The organism is Paucibacter sp. B2R-40, from assembly GCF_025717555.1.
GTDB lineage: Bacteria > Pseudomonadota > Gammaproteobacteria > Burkholderiales > Burkholderiaceae_C > Paucibacter_A.
Genome location: NZ_JAJIRP010000001.1, coordinates 18,394 through 37,645, shown reverse-complemented (window position 1 = coordinate 37,645; position 19,252 = coordinate 18,394). Strand labels below are relative to the sequence as shown.

The following is a 19,252-nucleotide window of genomic DNA, read 5'->3' as shown; positions in this document are numbered from 1 at the left end:
TTGCTTTAGCCGCTGGGCACCGTACATTGCAGTCAGGCGCCGCGCCTTTCTCTGGCAATGTTCTTCACCTGCAGCGGCGCAAAAATTAATTTTCGATCCACCTCATGAAAATACGCGTCCTTGGCTGCTCCGGTGCCATTGCGTCCGGCTACAAGACCACCGCCTTTTTGCTGGATGACTGCATCTTGATCGACGCCGGCACCGGGGTCGGTGATTTGCCGCTAGAGGCGATGGCGCGAATTGACCATATCCTGGTCAGCCACTCGCATTTGGACCATGTGTTGGCGATTCCGTTGATGGCCGATGCGGTGCTGCGCATTCGTGAGGCCGCCGGGCGGCCACCGATCCAGATCCATGCCTTGCCCGAGACGCTGGATGCCTTGCGCCGGCATGTTTTCAACGGTGTCATCTGGCCTGACTTCACCCGCCTGCCCAGCGCCGAGCATCCGGTGTTGAGCCTACACCCCTTTGAGCTCGGCCAGCGCCTGGTGCTGCGAGGGCTTGATGAACAAACACGCGAGATTGAGGTCATCACCGCCGCGCACACGGTGCCGGCGGTTGGCTTTGCGGTCAGCGGCGCTCAGGGCAATTGGGTTTTCACCGGCGACACCGGCCCCAACCCTTTGCTTTGGCAACGCCTCGCCGACATGCCGCTGGCCCATCTGGTGATAGAGACCGCTTTTGGGGATGACGAACAGCGCCTTGCTCATGTCAGCCGCCACCTCTGCCCGTCGGCGCTGAGTTTGGAGTTGGCGCAGTTGGGCGGCAGCGTCGAGGTCCACGTCACGCATATCAAGCCGGGTGAAGGCGAAGCGGTGATGGGCGCCGTTGCGGCGCTGGCCACGCCGCACCGCATCAGCGCGCTGAAGGCAGGAGATGAAATGGTTTTCTGACGCCGCCACAAGCGAGAGATCGCAGTGTGGGCGGCAAGGGCCGGTCCGCGAGCAATGAGCACCCTCAGGGTGCTCTTTCTTTTTGGATCCCGGAATGCTGCAAGCACCGCGCGAGCCAAATTGCTGTGGAAACGGGGTGAACTGGATCGCGGCACATGCAAGGCGCTGAACCCCTGATCTGACAAAAATGGTCACATCTCCAAGCTGCAAACCGAATTGCGCTCATGCAAGTGACACTTTTTGTCAGTCCCTGACTGGCGCGACGATTCAAGTGTGAGAAAGCGCACACAAAGTCGGGTAAAAATACCTGGCACGACCCCTGCATTCAGGGGGGTGCCTCTACCCCTCTTTAACACCCCCTCTCCAGGAGTCTCATCATGAACATGAAGCGCGTCCAACAAGGTTTCACCCTGATCGAACTGATGATCGTCGTGGCGATTATTGGTATTTTGGCTGCCGTGGCTTTGCCGGCATATTCTGACTATACAAAGAAGGCCAAATTCGCTTCAGCGCTCTCCATCAGCGAAGGCTATAAGCTGGGTGTGGCTGAATGTCTGAACAATGGCAACGCCATTACCGCTTGCGATATCGGTACTAACGATGTGCCTTCGGCTCCAGCTACGATGCCGCTCAATATTACTTCGATTGGCGTTGTTGACGGTGTGATCACCATCACCGGCGATGCCAACACCGGCAGCTACACCAGCGTTTTGACCCCGACTGTTGATAACGGTGTGATGAAGTGGGTTCAATCGGGTACCTGCTTAGGCGCAAAGTATTGCAAGCAATAATTGAGTTCGCAATAAGTAATGAAAAGGGCGCCTTGGCGCCCTTTTTAATTGCTGAAACAATAGCCTTCGGCTTGGCAAGCGGCGACACAAGATTGTAGGTCTTCACGATGATTCACCAAGCTATCGGAAAATGGCGTGGAAATATACTGACGCTGGCGCTCGCATTGCCGTTCATCTGCGTCTTCGGCATATTTCCTTCGCCAACCGCCTGTGGCCAATCTTTATCCTGGATAGCCTGGGGCCTCGCGGTGTTGCTACTGCCCAGCTGCACGCTGGGCGCCATGGCGCGCAATCTGAAGCCATTATTGATATTTTTTGCAGTATTTGGCTTTGCCGTTCTGGTGTCTGCGGCGATATTAAAAATACCGCTTGACTATACCTACGCGACGCTAGGTTTCATTGCGGGCGCCTTGTGCGTTTTGTATTTGGGGGCAGCAGGTGGTGCAAGCCCGCAAGCAGCATCCCTGTTCAACGTCATTTGCCGCAGCCTGATTCTGGCCGGTATGTTCAATGCGGTGGTCGGTATTCTGCAGGTCTATGCGTCGGAGTTGACCGACGGCACCTTGATGGTCGAATCACACCTGCGAGGGCGAGCGACCGGAAATACCCGGCAACCGAACCACCTGGCCTATTTGCTGCTGTGGTCTATGGCGGCGATTGCGGCCACGGTGGAAGCCGAAGTCCTGCGCCGCCGTTGGGCGGTGCCGATGCTCTTTACCCTGTCATTTGCATTGGTGTTGAGCGCGTCGCGGACCGGCCTATTGGGGCTCATACTGTTGACTGCCTGGGCCTTTTTCGACCCCGGCACCGGGCGCAAGGGCCGCAATATGCTGCGCCTGACGCCGCTGCTTTTCGCCGCAGCCTGGTTGTTGGCTCTAGCCTTGGCGGGTCAAAAAGGCATCGACCTTGGCGCCCAGACGCGGCTGGCTGATGGCGCCAGTTCGCCGCCGCGCATGGTACTGCTTCGAGATGCATGGCAGCTGATGCGCGAGCATATGTACTGGGGCGTGGGCTGGGGAGAGTTCAATTTCGTTTGGACGTTGACGCCCACTGCCGTACGCACAAAACACCATTTTGACAATTTGCACAATATCATTTTGCAATGGTCGGTGGAACTCGGAATCCCTGTCGCGATCATGTTAACGGGCCTGATTTCTTGGGCCTTTGTGCGCGCATTTCGTTTATCAAAGGCGGATTCAAATATTCCGCGAAGAGGCTGCCTGACATACAAGAGGTACGCTTTTTTGATGGCGGCCTTGATGATAGTGCCGAGTTTGCTTGAGTATCCGCTTTGGTATGCATTCTTCCTCTTTCCAACGGTATTCATGCTGGGATTTTGTCTGGCACCGGCAGCCGCTATTGTGCGCAAGCCAGGGGTAAACGCGCTGGGTCAAGGGATTGTTGGGCTGTTGATGATTTTCGGCGGAGTCTTTATTGCCTATGATTTTTCCAAGGTTGTCCAGGTCTTTCAACCGCCCGCGCATGGCGAGGCAGCACCGTTGCAAGAACGTTTGGCGATTGGCAATAGCTCGGTATTTTTTTCTAACTGGGCAAACTATGGCGGAGCCAGGCGACTGCGCACGGGCAAGGACGCTGAACTCGCCGCAGAATATGCGTCCCACGGCGTCATTGACACGCGCTTATTGGTGGCTTGGATTAAATCATTGCACGAGATAGGCGATGACAAGCGGGCCAGATATTTAGCGGCGAGATTGGCGGAGTTCAATGATGAGCAAGCCAAGAAACTATTGGCGCCTTGCAAGGACGAGTTGAGCGCTGCGCAGGCTTTTCAATGTGGACCTGCTGTGGATGAGCTCAGTTACAGGGATTTCCGCACGCTGCGTTGGCCGGCGAACGAATCACACAAGTAATCACTGAGGGGGCTTTATGGCTCAGCCGGCCCTTCCCGCCACGCGCTGAATGCCGCCAACAAACCGCGGCCATAACTGCTCCGGCAAGTCATGCCCCATGCCAGGAATGACGTCCAGCTGCGCGCCGCTTATTCGGCGCGCCAGATCATGCGCGGCGGCGACCGGGATCAGGGGATCTTTGTCGCCATGTTGAATCAAGGTCGGCACCTTGATGCGGCCGAGTTGGCCGGCCCGGTGGGTGTCAGCGGCAATGGCCGCGAGCTGGCGCAGCACGCCTTGAGGTCGATTGCTGCGGCGCAGCGAGGCCATGATGCGCTGGCGCAACTCGGCTTCGGGTGCCGGGTAGGCAGGGCTACCGATCAGGCGAAAAAGCTTGTACGTGCGCTCGGCCAAGGCTGCGAAGTCATGCGGGTCGCTGGGCCGGCTGAGCAAGGCGCTGCGCACCCGCATGGACGGGCCGGGCAGCATGCGGCTGCCGCTATTCGTCATGATCAAAGTCAGGCTCTGGACACGCTCGGGCGCCAGCAGCGCCAGCTGCTGGGCAATCATGCCGCCCATAGACGCGCCGCAAACATGGGCGCTTTGCAAGCCCAAGGCGTCCAACACGCCCAGCGCATCGCGCGCCATATCGGCCAAGGTATAAGGGCTGCGTACCGGCAGATGCAAAAGATGCTGTACCGAGGCGATGGCGATATTGGGCACGCCCAGGTGATCGAGGTGTTGACTCAGACCCGCGTCGCGGTTGTCAAAGCGTATGACCCTGAATCCCGCCGCCAGCAAAGCCTGCACCAGCCCCTCAGGCCAGGCAATCAACTGCATGCCCAGACCCATGATCATCAGCAAGGGCGGAGCCTTGGTTGGCCCCTGGTCGTCAATTTCAAGACTCAGGCCATGGGCGGAAATTTGCATTGGAACGCGGGCCTAATTAAAACGGCGTGCGGAAGAACCAGCGCTTGGCGCCCTGTGGGTCAAATGCCGCCCAATCCTGCGGATCCTGCGCCAGCCGGTCGGCCAGCGCAAAAAGCGCCAGCGGGTTCAGCCCCAAACCCAGATGGCTGGCGTGCACCTCGATGTTCTCGCTATGACCAATCGAAGGGTCGGGCTCGATGACGCTGCAGCGCCAGGAGACGATGCCGTCGGTGCGCGAGTAGATCGAGGTGGTCGGCACCGGCGGTGTCTTGCGGATTTGCTCAAGCATGGCAGGGTCGCCGACATGGCGGCCATTCATCAGCTCGAAAAAGCGCCAGGCATTGGTGGCTCTGGGGTGGCCGGCGAAGGGCGTGCCCAGCGTGACGACGCAGCGCGTGTGATCGGGCAACTCCTTGGCCAGCTCGCGGGCATAGATGCCGCCTAGGCTCCAGCCCACCAGGCTGACCGGCCGCGCATGGCGTTTGAACAAGGCCTTCACATCGGCGCTGCATTGCTCCAGCACGCCTTGGCGCGGGCCGAAGTTGAAACCCTGGTGCCAGGGATGGGTCTCGTAGCCCAGGCCGTCGAGAAAGCGCCGCAGCGGCTGCGTTGTCGCGTCATTGGCGCCCAGGCCGGGGAAGACGATGACCGGGTGGCCGTCGCCGCGCGGCAGCTTGCGCAGCCAGGGCGTGGCCGCCAGCAGCGCCGCATATTCCCAAGGGGCGCGGCCTTCCAACATCATCAAAAAGGCATTCGGCGCCGGGAAATCCGGCGGCGTGAACGTGGGCGCCTCGGCATTGACGGCCGGCTGCAGCGCAGCTTTTGTTTTAGACGCGGGGCGGGAAGTAGATCGCATGCGAACGCTGTGGACAGCAAAAAAGATGGCGCTGGGCAATATTAACGCTTGGCCGCGGTGCGCTTGCGAGCGGCAGTCTTTACCGTCGATGTCGCTGCCGACTTTGCCGAAGTTTTTGTTGCGCCCTTTGGCCTGGCAATGCGCTTGGTGGCTTTCTCTGCCAGCTCTTCCGCCGCCGGCAGCGCTAAAAACTCCATGAAAGCGGTCTCGATATAGGCGGCCAGTGCGGCGGTCTCGGGCAGCGCCTGGCCGCAGGCCATCAGGCCGAAGTCCAGGCTGGCGTCATAGCTCTGCACGGTGATGTTCAGCGCCATGCCGTGCACGACAATGGAAGTCGGGTAGTTGGTCAACATGCGCGCGCCGGCCAGGTAGAGCGGCACGGTCGGCCCGGGCACATTGGAGATCACCAGATTGGCCAGCACCGGCAGCTTGTCGGCGGCTCGCAAGCGCCCATAGAGCAGCGCGCCGGCCTGCATCAACCAGGGCACGCCCAGCGAGGGGTAGTCGCTGGGCATCAAGTCCTTGACCTGATCCAGCTCGCTCTTCATCGCGGCCGAGGCGGCCAGCACATGGGCGAGGCGCTTGGCCGGGTCGGCCAGATGGGTGCCCAGGCTGACCAGGCTCATGGTTGCCTGTGTATTGGCGGTCACGTCACCGCCGGCCCGCATCGACACCGGCACCGCCGCCACCAAGGACTTGCGCGGCAGCGGCCCCTGCTTGGCAAACAGCCGCCGCAAGGCGCCGCCACAGATGAACAGCACCGCGTCATTGAGGCTGGCACCGTGCAGACGGCGCGTTCGGGTCAGCGCCACCAGCGGCAGGCTGACGGTGGAAAAGCTGCGCTCGGTCGACAAGCTGGTGTTCAGGCGCGTGCGCGGTGCCAGGCCCAGATTGCTGACCCGCTCGCCAGCCGCCTTGTCGGGCTCGGTGCTGAGCCAGTTGTACAAGCTGCTGCCGGCCGCATCGAGCGCCGTGCGCGCCGCCATCAGGCTGAGCGTGCCGGCCGCACCCGGCAAGGCCTTGGCCAACTTGACGGTCTGTTGCCACTGATGGGCAATCGCCCCGCGCAACATACCGGCCGCGCCGAGTTGTACCCGCCGCGTGCGCGCTGCGGGCAGCTTACGGTCCTGCGGGTGCGCACTCAGATCCAGAATCACCGCAGCCAGCGCGACCGCCGCTTGCCCATCCACCGCTGCGTGATGCAGCTGCGAGTACAGGCCCACTTGCTGCTGCCCTTCCGGTCCGCGCTCAAGGCCGAGGAAGACATGGAACTTCCACAGCGGCAGGCGACGGTCCAGCAGCTGCGGATGCAGCAGACCGACTTGGCTCTCCAGTGCGGCCAGGCCGCTGCCGGGCGGCATCTCGTAGCCGACGATGTGGGCTTCCAGATCCGGCTCGCAGTCCACCCAAGTCGGGTTGGCCAGATTCAGCGGCATGCTTTCCAAGCGCCGGCGCAAGACCGGCGCCAGCGGCAAACGGCTGGCCATGTGTGCGCGCAGGTCGAGCAGGTAGTCGCCGTCGTAATCAGACGGTAGCTCCAGCACATGCAATGCGCCGACATGCATGGGCATTTCGGCGGTTTCCAGATGCAAGAAGGCGGCGTCGAGGCCGGCGAGTTGTTTCATCGGTTTTGTCCTTGCAGGCAGACAGGGGGCGAGCTTCAGGCCGCAGGATTGAAAGCATACTCGCGTGCTAGCTCTGGAGCGCCTCGATGATGTTGAGATATACCCTGCTGACCGTCCTTTGCCTGTTGGCTCTGCTGGCCCCACCGGCTTGGGGCCAGCCCACCCAAGTGCTGCTGATCCGCCATGCCGAGCGAGCTGCAGAGCCGCCCGGCGACCCGGCCCTCACTGCCGCCGGCCAGTTGCGCGCGCAAGCCTTGGTCGAGGCGCTGCGCGATGCCGGGGTGACGGCCATCATCACCACTGAGTTCAGGCGCAGCGCCGAAACTGCCGCCGCTCTGGCCCAGCAGCTCAAGCTCTCGCCGCAAGTGATCGCTGCGCGCGGCGGCGATACGGCCAGCCATGTCGCGGCGGTGGCTGCGGCCATACGCTCGCAGCGGGGCGTGGTCTTGGTGGTGGGCCACAGCAATACCGTGCCGGCGATTGCCGCCGCCTTGGGTGCGCCGCGCCTGCCGGACTTTTGCGAAAGCAGCTTCAGCCATTTGTGGGTGCTGACGCCGCAGGCCGAGCTGGCGCCACACTTGTTGCGCCTGCGGTATGGCCTGCCAGATGAAGCTCCCGCCGGGGCCGCAGCGCCCTGCCAATAGCGATTAGTCGCGCTGCCAGTCCGCCCGCACCAAGCCGAACACTTCGCTGTCCAGATATTCGCCGCGTACAAAGACCACGCCTCGCAGGCAGCCCTCGAAACGCAGGCCCGCTTTCTCGGCGACCCGGCGCGACGCCAGATTGCCAGGCACGAGCCCGCAACATAGCCGGTTGATGGCGAAGTTATCAAACAGATAGTCGACCAGCGCCTTGGCGGCTGCGCTGCCGTAGCCCTGACCGCGCAGCGCGGGGTCGTGAATGGCCCAACCCAGCTCACGCGCCGTGGCGTAGCGATGCGCGACGAAATGCGACACGTCCCCGATCACCTCACCGCCTTCGGCGCAAACCAGCAGTTTTTCTGAGTCATCGCTGGAATAGCCGTCCTCGGCAAAACGTTTCTGAATTGACCGAGGACTGCCCATACGGCTTGACTCGAATTCGCCGCGCAGCTCCATGGCCGCAGCGCGCTGGCACAGCAGCGGAAGATCGGCCTCGGTGACAGGGCGCAGGCTGATTCGGCGGGGCTTGGTGGCGACATTCATGACGTATGCTTTAAAAGTTATGTCTCGATAATATCGACGAAACGCCAACGATCCCGCGTGAACGGATGCCGCAGATAGCCGCGCACCTGGGCGCTGCACATATCGACGCGGATGGGATAGTTGTGCGGGTGATAAGGCAGATAGGCCAGCATCAGCCGCGTGGCCTGGTGCATTACAGCGAGCCGCTCAGGCCCATCGGGCAACAGGCGCTGGCGCTCGTACAGGCGATCGTAGGCGGACAACTGAAAGCGCGCATCGTTGGACTGGCCGGCATTCGGCCCATAGCCCATCCCGAGCAAAAAGTCGCCATCCGGCGCACTCAGGTCCCACACATAGCCCCAGATCATCAGCTGACCGGCCAAGGACTTTTTGATCAGCTCGCCGAAGGTGGCGGTCTCGAATTGCATGCGCAAGCCAACCGCGTCCATGCGCTTCTTCCAGAGCTCATGCGAAGCCCGATCGGCCGCGCCCTCCCGGCCGGCGCGGCGCAAGGTCAGGGGGCTGCCGTCGGGGTGCAAACGGTAGCCTTCGGCGTCGCGTTTGTCATAGCCATACAGGTCCAGCAGCGCCTGCGCACGCAGCGGGTCGCTGATGCCGGCTTCGCTGCGCAGCTCGGGCTGATGGCCATAGATCAGTGAGGGCAGCATCGATTGGGCAGGCAAGGCCTGACCGTGCAAAACCAGCCGAGTTTCCTCGGCGTTGTCATAGGCCAGCACGATGGCACGGCGCAGCGCCACGCGCTCGGGCGTGTAGCCGCCAATCTGAGGATCCTCCAGATTGAAGTAGCTGAAGGAAATGTCGGCGCCATGCGACTCGAAGGCCTGCACGCCCAGTTTCTTCAGATTTGGCGCCAGTTGACCCTTGGGCACGGCCAAGTGCGCTACGGTGACGGGCATCTCCACCAGATCAAGGTCACCACCTGCAAAGGCCAGCCAGCGCGGTTGGCTTTCGGTGATGATGCTGATGTGAACCTCATCCAACAGCGGCAGCTTCTTACCAGCTAGGTAACGTCCTACGTCTTCGGCCTGCGCATGCCCGGCCGGCGGGCCGACGCTTTCAAAAAGCTGCTCGCGAAAGTGCGGGTTGCGCTCCAGCACGATCAGCGAGCTGCGCCGCCAGCTCTTCAGCCGAAACGGCCCGGTGCCGACCGGGTGCGCCGCAATTTCGTCGCCATAGGCCTCAAGCACCTCGCGGGCGACCGCCGAGGTGTAGCTGCTGTTGGCAAACAAATGCGCAAATCGGGGGTCGGGCGCGCCCAGCCGGACCTCGAAGCGATAGCGGTCGAGCGCGCGCAAGCCCGCCACCGGCTTGTCGTAGTTGAAGGCCTTTTTGCTCTTCAGTGCCTCATTGCGCAGCTCCGACAGGCCCAGGACCTTGGCCGTTTCGAACTGGTAGAGATGTTCGGTCTTGATGCGCGGATCGTAAAAGCGTTTGATGCTGAAGACATAGTCCTCGGCCACCAGCTCGCGCTGCTTGCCTTTGAAGGCGGGGTCATCGCTGAAGAAGATGCCGGGCCGGATCGTGAAGATGAAATGCTTGTGGTCGTCCGACACCTCGGGCAGGCTGGCCGCCGTCAGCGGCTTCAAGACCGCCGGGCGGGCCAGATAGTCATAGGTCAGCGGGGGCTCAAAGATATGCGAGGCTACCGTGACCGAAGTCTGGTCCGATACCTGCGGCAAATCGAACCCGACCTCGGCCGAGTTGAAGGCGGTGCGCAGGACTTTCTTCTTCTCCTTCTTGCCGCTGTCTGCGGCAGCCACTGGTGAATGCAGCCAGTACGTGCTCGCCAGCGCGGCGCTCTGGGTCAGAAAACTGCGACGCCGAGCGGCTCTCACCGTGGCTTCCTCAGGTTCTCGTCAATGTCGACAAAATGCCAGAACTCGTAGCGAAACAGCGGCCGCCGGTAGCCGATCAACCAAGGCTGGGCCATGTCGTTGACGATGCGGTGCACATTGGTCTTCTCCGGCACGATTGCGGCCTGGATGCGCTTGGCCTGCAGGAACAGCGCCTCGCGCTCGGGTCCGTCGGGCAAGACTTGCAGTTTGTCGTAGATTGCGTCGAACTCGGCCGACCTGAAGCGGGCGTAATTGCGTGCGCCAATCGCCGGGCTGTAAAAGCGCAGCATCTGGTCGATGCCGTCGGGCGAGTTGGCGGTGTCGGCCAGCGTCCACAGCATCAGCTTGCCGGCGCGCGCCTGCTTCAATTGCTCCGGCCATTTGCCATGGAAGAAGTTGCTGCGTATCTGCACATTGTTGAAGTTGCGCTTCCATAACTCGTCATATTGACGGGACAGCGCGTCCGGCTGGGTCGCCACCTCGATCACCAAGGGCGAGCCGTCCGGCATATCACGCCAGCCGTCGCCGTCTTTGTCGACATAGCCATACAGATCGAGCAAGGCCAGCGCGCGCGGCACATCGAAGTCGCTGTTCGTGCTCTTGAAGCTTGTATCGAAGCCCGAGGTATGCGGCACTATCATCGACTGCGCCGGCACCGCCTGGCCGCGCCGCACGCCATTTATTTCGCGCTTGATGTCGATGGCCAGCGAGATCGCGCGGCGCAGCGCGACCTTGTCGGCGCTGTAGCCGCCGAGCGTCTTGTCTTCCATATTGAAGAAGGTAAAAGCGCTCTCGGCGCCCATCACCCGGAACAGCTGGATTCCCTGCTTGGCCAGATTGGGAGCGACCTTGCCCTTGGGCAGAGCGATATTGACGAAGTCGGGCGGCACGCGGTCAAGAAAGTCATGCTCGCCGCCGACAAAGCTCAGCCAGCGCGGCTGCGACTCCTCGATGATGGCGATCTCGACCCGGTCAATCATCGGGATACGCCGGCCCTTGAAGCGCGCCAGCAAGGCCTGACCCTCGGCATCGTCTGCGGCCGGCTCGGCCTCGTAATAACGCTCCCGGTAAGCGGGGTTCTTTTCCAGCACGATGCGCGAGCTGCGTCGCCAATCCTTCAGTACAAAAGGGCCGGTGCCGACCGGGTGTGCGCTGATGTCTGAGCCATAGGCTTCGACCACTTCGCGTGCCACCGCGCCGGAGCGCGCACTTTGCGCCAGGCCGTAGGCGAAGCGCGGCCGGCCATGCTTGAGTTTGAACTGAATCGTGTAGCGGTCGAGCGCGCGCAGCCCCTCGATCTCGTATTCGTAATCAAACGGTTTTTTCGACTTGAGCGCTTGTTCGCGCAGCTCCTTCAAGCCCACAAACCCCATCTCTTCGATGGCGTTCCAGGTCGGACTCTTGGTCGCCGGGTCGGCAAAGCGCTTGAAGGTGTAGACATAGTCGGCCGCCACCAGCTCGCGTGGCTTGCCTTTGAAGGCGGGGTCATCCGTGAAGAAGATGCCCGGCTTGATGCTGACCGTCCAGGTCTTGAAGTCGGGCGAGACCTCCGGCATCGCGGCCGCCGTCAGCGGCCGCACCTTGGCCGGGTCGGCCAGATAGTCATAGGCATAGAGTGCCTCGAAGATATGCGAGGTGACGGTCTGCGAATAGGTGTCGCTGGTCTGCGCCGGGTCGAAGCCGGTCTCGGCGATCAAGAAGGCGTATTTCAGGACCTTGGGCGCTGGGCTTGCTGCCAGGGTTTCGGCAGCCGGGGCCAGCGCTGCCTGCAGGCTCAGCAATACAAGTAGCGCAGCGCGCATCAAACTTCGTTCAATCTTCACTTCGGCTTTCTACTTTCGTCAATGTCCACATACTGCCACCAGTCCTGCCAGAACAAGGGCCTGCGGTAGCCCTGCACCGAGGCTTGCGCCATATCGGTCAAGATGCGGTGGGTGTGTTGCTTGTAGGGCATATAGGCGGTGGCCATGCGCTTGGCCTGCAACAGCAGCGCCTCGCGCTCGGGGCCGTCGGGCATGGCGGCCATTTGATCGTAGAGCTTGTCGAACTCGGCCAGCTTGAAGCGCGCCAAGTTCTGCCCGCCCGAGGCCGGCCCATACAGGCGCTGCAAAGCGCTCTGCCCATCGGGCTGGGAGGCGGAGGACGCCACGCCCCAAATCATGAATTTTCCACCGCGCGCGCTTTTGAGGTTCTCGGGCCATTTGGCCGTCTTGAACTGGGTTTTGATGCCGATGGCGCTGAGGTTCTTCTGCCACAGCTCGTCGAGCTGGCGTGAGGCATTGTCGGGCTGGGTGTTGCGAATCAGCAGCAACGGTTTGCCATCGGGCAAGTCCCGCCAGCCATCGCCGTCGGCGTCCACATAGCCGTACAGATCGAGCAAGGCCTTGGCCCGGGCCGGGTCATAGTCGCCGGTTTCGGATTTGTAGTCGACGGAGTAGCCGGTCGTGTGCGGCACCATCGGCGACTGTGCTTGCACCGCCTGGCCGCGCCGCACCAGATTGATCTCGCGCGGCACATCAATCGCCAAGCTGATGGCGCGGCGTAGCGCAATCTTTTCCGGCGCCATGCCGCCCACGATCGGGTCATCCATATTGAAGGTCGTCAGGCCCACATCTGGCCCCACAATGCGAAAGCCCTGCACGCCCTTCTTGGCCAAATTCGGCGCGACCTTGCCCTTGGGCATGGCTTGGCTGATGAACTCGGCCGGCACGCGTTCCAGAAAGTCTTGTTCGCCATTCAAGAAGGACAGCCAGCGCGGCTGCACCTCTTCGATGATGGCGATCTCTACCCGGTCCAGCATCGGAATGCGCCGGCCCTTGAATTGCTCTTGCATCGCCAAGCCTTCGGCATCGCCCGGCGCGGCCTCGGCGTCGTAGAAGCGCTCGCGGTAGTCGGGGTTTCTCTCCAGCACGATGCGTGAGCTGCGCCGCCATTCGCCCAGTTTGAACGGCCCGGTGCCGACCGGGTGCTCGCCGATCTTGTCGCCGTAGTGCTCGACCACCTCGCGGGCCAGCGCGCCATAAAGGTCGCTGCCTGTCAGGATGGTCTCGATCAAGCGAGGGCGTGGTTTGACCGTTTTGAATTGGAGGGTGTAGCGATCCAGTGCCCGCAGGCCTTCGATGTCCTTGTCGTAATCGAAGGACTTCTTACCGTCGAGGGCCTGTTTGCGCAGGGCCGCCATCCCGACCAGATCGGCCTCTTCCAGCGAACTCCAGCCCGGGCTCTTCAAGGCCGGGTCCGCAAAACGTTTGAAGCTGTAGACAAAGTCCTGCGCGGTCAGCTCGCGCTTTTTACCCTTGAAGGCGGCGTCGGCGGCGAAGTAGATGCCGGGCTGGATCTTGATGGTGAAGCTGCGGAAGTCTTCCGACATCTCCGGCATGGCAGCTGCCACCAAAGGCTTGATTTGCACCGGCCGTGCCAGATGGTCGTAGCGATAGAGCGCTTCAAATATGCCGGCGGTGACGATGCGCGAATAAATATCGCTGAGCTGAGAGGGATCAAAGCTGGTCTCGGCAATCTGGAAGGCATAACGCAAAACCTTGGCGGGCGGTGGCGTTACATCGGTCTCGGCCCGCGCCGGTATCAAGATCGCAGCCAGTGATGCAAATGTTGCGCTCAACAAAAAAGTTCTTAAATTCACGTGCTTGCTCGTTATTTGACCCGGCGCAGACGCTCATCGACGTCCACATATTCCCAAAAATTCAACCAAAACTGTGGCCGCCGATAACCGAGCAGCTGCGCGTGCGCCAGGTCGGTGATGATGCGGTGGCCGCGTGGGCGGTAGGGCGCATAAGCTGCGCCCAGGCGCTTCAACTCGGTGAACAGGGCCAGTCGTTCGGGCCCGTCGGGCAAGGCGTTGGTTTGGTTGTACAGCTCATCGAGCGACTTCAAATTGATGCGCGCGTAATTTTGCCCGCCAATGCGCTCGCTGAAGAAAAAGCCCAGCGCATCTTGCCCGTCCGGCGCGGCGGCCGAACTGGCCAGCGACCAGATCTGGAACTTGCCGGCGCGCATGGCCTTGAGGTTCTCCGGCCATTTGGCGGTCTTGAACTGCACCTTGATGCCGATGGCGGCCTGTGATTTTTGCCAGATCTGGTCAATCTGGCGCTGGAACTGCTCGGGCGTGGTCAGGCTTTCCAGCACCAGCGGGCTGCCGTCGGGCTGCTCGCGAAAGCCGTCGCCGTCGCGGTCAATAAAGCCATACAGGTCCAGCAAGGCCTTGGCCTTGGCCGGGTCGTACTCGCCGCTCTCGCTCTTGAAGCTGGCGTCATACCCTGTCGTGTGCGGCAGCATGATGGACTGCGCGCTGATCGCTTGGCCGCGCCGCACGATGCGAATTTCGCGCTCTGAGTCGGTGCCCAGCGAGATGGCCCGGCGCAGCGCCACGCGCTCTGGGCTATAGCCGCCGACGACCGGGTCTTCCAGATTGAAAACGGTGAACAACACGTCCGGCGTCACGACGCGAAAACTCTGTATGCCTTTCTTGACCAGATTCGGCGCCAAATTGCCACCCGGCATCGCTTGGTTGATGAAGTCCTCGGGCGTGCGGTCCAGCAGATCGAACTGTCCGTCTAAAAAGGACAGCCAGCGCGGCTGATTTTCTTCAATGATGGCGACCTCCACCCGGTCGATCATCGGGATGCGTCGGCCCTTGAAGCGCGCTAGCAAAGCCTGACCCTCGGCGTCGTCGGCGTTCGGTTCGGCATCGTAGTAGCGCTCCCGGTAGCCGGGATTTTTGTCCAGATTGATCTGCGAGCTGCGCCGCCAAGAGGCCAGCTGGAAGGGTCCGGTGCCGACCGGATGCTCGCTGCTGTGCTCCGGGTAGGCTTCGATCACCTCGCGCGCCACCGCGCCAAGCAGGCTCCCGTCGGCCAAGTTCTGGTCAAAGCGCGGCCGGGATTTGCCCAGCTTGATTTGAAGGGTGTAGCGATCAAGCGCGCGCAAGCCTTCGATAGGTTTGTCGTAATCAAAGGGCTGCTTGCTCTTTTGTACTTGTGCGCGGTATTCGTTCAAGCCCAAGAGATGGTTCTCTTCCAGGCCGTCCCAGGTCGGGCTGTTGGTAAAAGGGTCGGCAAAACGCTTGAAGGAATAGACATAGTCGGCGGCGGTCAGCTCGCGCTTTTTACCCTTGAAGGCCGGGTCGTCCGCAAAGTAGATGCCGGGCTGGATGCGAATCGTCCAGGTCTTGAAGTCGGCGCTGACCTCGGGCAAGGCGGCCGCCGTCAAGGGCTTGAGCTTGGCTGGCCGGGCCAGATGGTCATAGGTGTAGAGGCCTTCGAAGATATGCGAGGTGACGATGCGCGAATAGATGTCGGTGACCTTGGCAGGGTCAAAGCCGGTCTCGGACACCCGGAAGGCATAGCGCAGCACTTTGGGCCCGCTGTCGCTTGTGCTTGCGCTAGGTTGGGCCGGGTTGGCGAAGCACAGGCCTGCGCTCAGGCCGAGCAGCGAAATCAGCGCCGTGAGCCCTCGGCGCCGCAATAGTTGAAGTTTGTTCATGGTTGTTTGGCCGGCGGTGTGCTGTCGACAAAACGCCAGAAGCCGAGCAGGAAAGGATGGGGTTGATAGCCCTGTACCCAAGGCTGGGTCAGGCGCAGGCTGATGCGGTGGACATGGGCCTTCATCGGCATATAGACGGTCAGCAGACGCAGCGCCCGCTGGATCAAAGCCTGCCGCTCGGGGCCATCGGGTAAGGCCTTGATTTGCTCGAACAAGCGGTCGTACTCAGGTAACTCGAAGCGCACCAGATTGTCTTCGCCGATCGACGGCCCATAGCCCATGGCCAGCAGATCCTGGGCGTCCGGCTTGGTCGCCGTCTGGCTCAACATCCACATCATCAGCTTGCCGGCGCGCGCCATCTTCAATTGCTCCGGCCAGTTGGCGGCCTTGAACTCGATGCGCACGCCGATCGCATCCATATGCTTTTTCCATAACTCGTTGTATTGACGGGAGTCATGGTCGGGCTGGGTATGGAACTCAAGCACCAGCGGTTTGCCATCGGGTTGGTCGCGCCAGCCGTCGCCGTCCTTGTCGACATAGCCGTACAAATCCAGCAAGGCGCGCGCCTTGGCCGGACTGTGCTCGCTCATCTCGGTCTTGAAGTCGGCCTGGTAGCCGAAGGTATTGGGCACCACAATGCCTTGCGCGGGGACGGCCAGGCGCTTGCGCAGCTGGCGGATCTCCTCCTCGTTGTCATAGGCCAGGGCAATGGCGCGGCGCAGCGCCACGCGCTCTGGCGTGTAGCCCCCCACCATAGCGTCGGCCATATTGAAGTAGGTGAAGACCAGGTCGGACAAGGGCATTTTGTGCAGATTCATGCCGCGCTTGGCCAGATGGGGGGCAAGCTTGCCGCCCGGCGCCGCCAGGCCCACATAGGCGTAGGGCACGGCGATCAGATCGAACTCATCGCCCAGAAAGGCCAGCCACAGCGGCTGCGACTCGCTGACGATGGACACCTCGACCCGGTCCAGCAGCGGCAGGCGGCGGCCCTTCATTTGTTGGGCGATGGCTTGGCCGGCGGCGTCGTCGGCGTTGGGGTGCTCGTCGTAATAGCTCTCCCGGAACTGCGGGTTCTTGGCCAGCACCATGCGCGAGCTACGGCGCCAGTCGCTCAGTTTGAAGGGGCCGGTGCCGACCGGATGGGCCATGATCTGGTCGCCGTAAAGCTCGACCACCTCGCGCGCCACGGCTGCCGCCGAGAGGTGGGCCAGATTGTGGGCAAAGCGTGGATTGGGCTGTTCCAGCTTGATGCGCAGCGTGTAGCGATCGAGTGCTTGCAAGCCCTCCACCGGGCGGTCGTAGTCAAAAGGCTTGCCGCCCTTGGTGGCGGCTTCGCGCAGCTGGTCCAGGCCCAGCATCTTCTCGCCCTGCAGGGCGGCAAAGTTGGGGCTCTTCCAGCGTGGATCAAAGTTGCGCTTGATGGCGTAGACGTAATCAGCCGCCGTCAACTCGCGGGGCTTGCCCTTGAAGGCCGGGTCGTCAGCAAAGTAGATGCCGGGCTTGATTTTCAGCGTGAACACGGTGAAGTCGGCGTTAGCCTCCAGCGGCCCTTCGGCGGTCAGCCCTTTGAGCTGGATTGGGCGCGCCAGATAGTCGTAGGTCAGCGGCGCCTCGAAGATATTGGACGCGATGATGCTGGAGTATTCGTCGGCAATTTGTGCGGGGTCAAAGCCGGTCTCGGCGATCGGAAAGGCATAACGCAAGACATGCGCGGACTGATTGGATGGCGCGGCCTGCACCGCCGGCGGCTGCGGCGCGGCGCCAGCTTGCAGCGGGGCCAAGCCAAGCAGCGCCAGGGCGCAGCGCATCAAGCTGCGCTTGAACAGGGTGGTGGGGCAGTTCATCTCAGGGCACGCTCTTGTCGATGTCAATGTATTTCCAGAAATCGCGCACAAAGGCGTTGCGGTCATAGCCGATCACCCAGGGCTGCAAGATGTCGGTATAGACGCGGTGCACATGCAGCTTGATGGGCATATAGGCGACCATCAGCTTTTGCGCTTCGGTCATCAGCCTCAAGCGCTCGGGGCCGTTGGGCAGTTTCTTTTGCTCTTCGTACAAGGCGTTGAAGGCCGGCAAATCGAAGCGGGCCTTGTTGGCCTGGCCCTTGTTGGGTCCATAGCCCAGCGCCAAAAAAGTGTCGCCGTCGGGCGAGGCGGCGCTCCAGCCTACGCCCCACATCATCAGCTTGCCGGCGGTGGCGGCCTTCAGGTTTTCCGGCCATTTGGCGTGGCGAAACTTGATGCGCACATTGATCGCATCCATGGCTTTTTGCCACAGCTCGGCCAAGCCGCGCTTCTCGCCGTCTTGCTCGGTCGCGTATTCGATCGTCAAAGGGCTGCCGTCGGGTTGATCGCGCCAGCCGTCACCGTCGGCATCGACATAACCGTACAGATCGAGCAGGGCCTTGGCGCGGGCGATGTCATGCTCGCTCATGCTGGTCTTGAGGGAGGGGTCGAAGCCGAACACGCCCGGGCTGATCGGCCCTTGCGCGGCAATCGCCTGGCCGCGCCTGGGCAGGCGAATTTCCTTGTCAACGTCGATGGCCAGTGCAATTGCGCGACGCAGCGCAATCTTGGCCGGCGTGTTGCCGCCGACCGTCGGGTCTTCCATATTGAAGTAGGAAATCGCCACATCGGCGCGCGCATAACGCACCATTTGCAGACCCATCTTGGCCAGATTGGGCGCCAATTTGTTGTTGGGAAAGGCGATGGGCGCGTACTCCGCCGGCACTTCCTCGACCATATCGGACTCGCGCTGTAAAAAGGACAGCCAGCGCGGCTGGTTCTCTTCGATGATGGCGATTTCGACCCGGTCAATCATCGGCAGCTTGCGGCCCTTCAGCTGCGCGGCTTGCGCCAGCAGTCGCGCGTTGTCGGTGGGCGGCTGTTCGTCATAGCGCACATCGCGGTAATTGGGGTTCTTCTCCAGCACCATGCGGGAGCTGCGCCGCCACTCGCTCAGCGCCCAGGCGCCGGTGCCGACCGGGTGGTCCATGATCTTGTCGCTATAGCGCTCCACCACCTCATGCGCGACCGCGCCCATGGTGGAAGGGTCGGCAAAATGGTTGACGAAGCGCGGGTCGCCGGCCTCGGTGTGGACCTGGAAGGTGTAGCGGTCGATCAGCGTCAAGCCGGCAACGGGGCGCTTGTAATCGAATGGCGTCTTGTGCTGGAGGGCCTCGCGGCGTAACTCGTTCAAGCCGGGGATGCGTGCAATTTCGAACAGATAGAGATTGGGGCTTTTCCAGCGCGGGTCGAAATGGCGCTTGAGCGAATAGACGTAGTCGCCCGCCGTCAGCTCGCGCTTTTTACCCTCGAAAGCCGGGTCGTCATTGAAGTAAATGCCGGGCTTGATGCGGAATGTCAGCGTTTTGAAGTCGGCCGAGATTTCGGGCAGCGCTTCGGCCGTGGCCGCTTGCAGGCGCACCGGGCGGGCCAGGTATTCGAACTGCAAGGGCGCATCAAAAATGCCGCCGGCAATGATGCGCGAATAAAGGTCGGAGATTTGCGCGGGGTCGAAGCCGGTTTCGGCGATGCGGAAGGCATAGCGAAGCACTTTGGGCTGCGCCTTGGGCTCGGACTCAGGCTCGGCCAGCGCGTGGCTGGCCGCCAGCCAGGGAAATGCCACGCACAGCAGGATTGCCGCCCAGGGTCGCGCCACGATGAAACTCCTTGCTTTATCAAACAAACGCGCCGGCGACCTTGTGGGCCCGGCGCGCAATGGTTGCCAAAGAACCGTCAGCGTCCTCTTGTCGGTCAGCCGGCTCAGGCCTGCAGTCTACGGCCTGAC

General features: G+C 61.9%; 14 protein-coding genes. 4 read left to right on the top strand and 10 right to left on the bottom strand.

The features are described 5' to 3' along the window. Positions 1-104 precede the first annotated feature (104 nt). The 3 genes from LNV09_RS00145 to LNV09_RS00135 all read left to right on the top strand — a co-directional run bounded on the left by LNV09_RS00145 (position 105) and on the right by LNV09_RS00135 (position 3,555). Positions 105-893: an MBL fold metallo-hydrolase gene (locus LNV09_RS00145; RefSeq protein WP_263555045.1), complete on the top strand. Its 789-nt coding sequence runs from the start codon at positions 105-107 to the stop codon at positions 891-893. Positions 894-1,270: 377 nt separating this feature from the next. Continuing rightward, positions 1,271-1,684, top strand: coding sequence for a pilin (locus LNV09_RS00140; protein ID WP_318023265.1), 414 nt, complete (start codon positions 1,271-1,273; stop codon positions 1,682-1,684). A 107-nt stretch (positions 1,685-1,791) separates the two neighbouring features. After that, the gene (locus LNV09_RS00135; RefSeq protein ID WP_263555044.1) at positions 1,792-3,555 is read left to right on the top strand and encodes a PglL family O-oligosaccharyltransferase; all 1,764 of its coding nucleotides are present in this window, start codon (positions 1,792-1,794) and stop codon (positions 3,553-3,555) included. Between the two features lie 21 nt (positions 3,556-3,576). Here LNV09_RS00135 and LNV09_RS00130 read toward each other — a convergent pair whose 3' ends face one another. From LNV09_RS00130 to LNV09_RS00120, 3 genes are read right to left on the bottom strand one after another with little or no spacing between them, the layout of a single operon-like run. Continuing rightward, positions 3,577-4,464, bottom strand: a complete 888-nt coding sequence (locus LNV09_RS00130; RefSeq protein ID WP_263555043.1) for an alpha/beta hydrolase — start codon at positions 4,462-4,464, stop codon at positions 3,577-3,579. A gap of 16 nt (positions 4,465-4,480) precedes the next feature. Further along, on the bottom strand, positions 4,481-5,320 hold the full coding sequence (locus LNV09_RS00125) for an esterase/lipase family protein (protein ID WP_263555042.1): 840 nt from the start codon (positions 5,318-5,320) through the stop codon (positions 4,481-4,483). A gap of 41 nt (positions 5,321-5,361) precedes the next feature. After that, positions 5,362-6,945 carry a wax ester/triacylglycerol synthase family O-acyltransferase gene (locus LNV09_RS00120; protein ID WP_263555041.1) on the bottom strand — a complete coding sequence of 528 codons (1,584 nt, stop codon included), beginning with the start codon at positions 6,943-6,945 and terminating at the stop codon, positions 5,362-5,364. A gap of 89 nt (positions 6,946-7,034) precedes the next feature. Between LNV09_RS00120 and LNV09_RS00115 the strand changes: the two genes are divergently transcribed. Beyond that, entirely contained in the window at positions 7,035-7,589 is a 555-nt protein-coding gene (locus LNV09_RS00115; protein WP_263555040.1) for a histidine phosphatase family protein, read from the top strand. A gap of 3 nt (positions 7,590-7,592) precedes the next feature. Here LNV09_RS00115 and LNV09_RS00110 read toward each other — a convergent pair whose 3' ends face one another. Genes LNV09_RS00110 through LNV09_RS00080 form a run of 7 tightly spaced genes read right to left on the bottom strand, consistent with a single transcriptional unit; the run spans position 7,593 to position 19,123 of the window. Beyond that, positions 7,593-8,129, bottom strand: a complete 537-nt coding sequence (locus LNV09_RS00110; protein WP_263555039.1) for a GNAT family N-acetyltransferase — start codon at positions 8,127-8,129, stop codon at positions 7,593-7,595. Between the two features lie 17 nt (positions 8,130-8,146). Beyond that, positions 8,147-9,964, bottom strand: coding sequence for an ABC transporter substrate-binding protein (locus LNV09_RS00105; RefSeq protein ID WP_263555038.1), 1,818 nt, complete (start codon positions 9,962-9,964; stop codon positions 8,147-8,149). Beyond that, positions 9,961-11,787, bottom strand: coding sequence for an ABC transporter substrate-binding protein (locus LNV09_RS00100; RefSeq protein ID WP_263555037.1), 1,827 nt, complete (start codon positions 11,785-11,787; stop codon positions 9,961-9,963). Before LNV09_RS00100 ends, LNV09_RS00105 begins: the two co-directional genes overlap by 4 nt. Beyond that, positions 11,784-13,583, bottom strand: coding sequence for an ABC transporter substrate-binding protein (locus tag LNV09_RS00095; protein WP_263555036.1), 1,800 nt, complete (start codon positions 13,581-13,583; stop codon positions 11,784-11,786). Before LNV09_RS00095 ends, LNV09_RS00100 begins: the two co-directional genes overlap by 4 nt. 32 nt (positions 13,584-13,615) lie before the next feature. Next, positions 13,616-15,463: an ABC transporter substrate-binding protein gene (locus LNV09_RS00090; RefSeq protein WP_263555035.1), complete on the bottom strand. Its 1,848-nt coding sequence runs from the start codon at positions 15,461-15,463 to the stop codon at positions 13,616-13,618. Beyond that, positions 15,460-17,307: an ABC transporter substrate-binding protein gene (locus tag LNV09_RS00085; protein ID WP_263555034.1), complete on the bottom strand. Its 1,848-nt coding sequence runs from the start codon at positions 17,305-17,307 to the stop codon at positions 15,460-15,462. Before LNV09_RS00085 ends, LNV09_RS00090 begins: the two co-directional genes overlap by 4 nt. A 1-nt stretch (position 17,308) precedes the next feature. After that, positions 17,309-19,123 carry an ABC transporter substrate-binding protein gene (locus LNV09_RS00080; protein ID WP_263555033.1) on the bottom strand — a complete coding sequence of 605 codons (1,815 nt, stop codon included), beginning with the start codon at positions 19,121-19,123 and terminating at the stop codon, positions 17,309-17,311. Between the last annotated feature and the right edge of the window lie 129 nt (positions 19,124-19,252).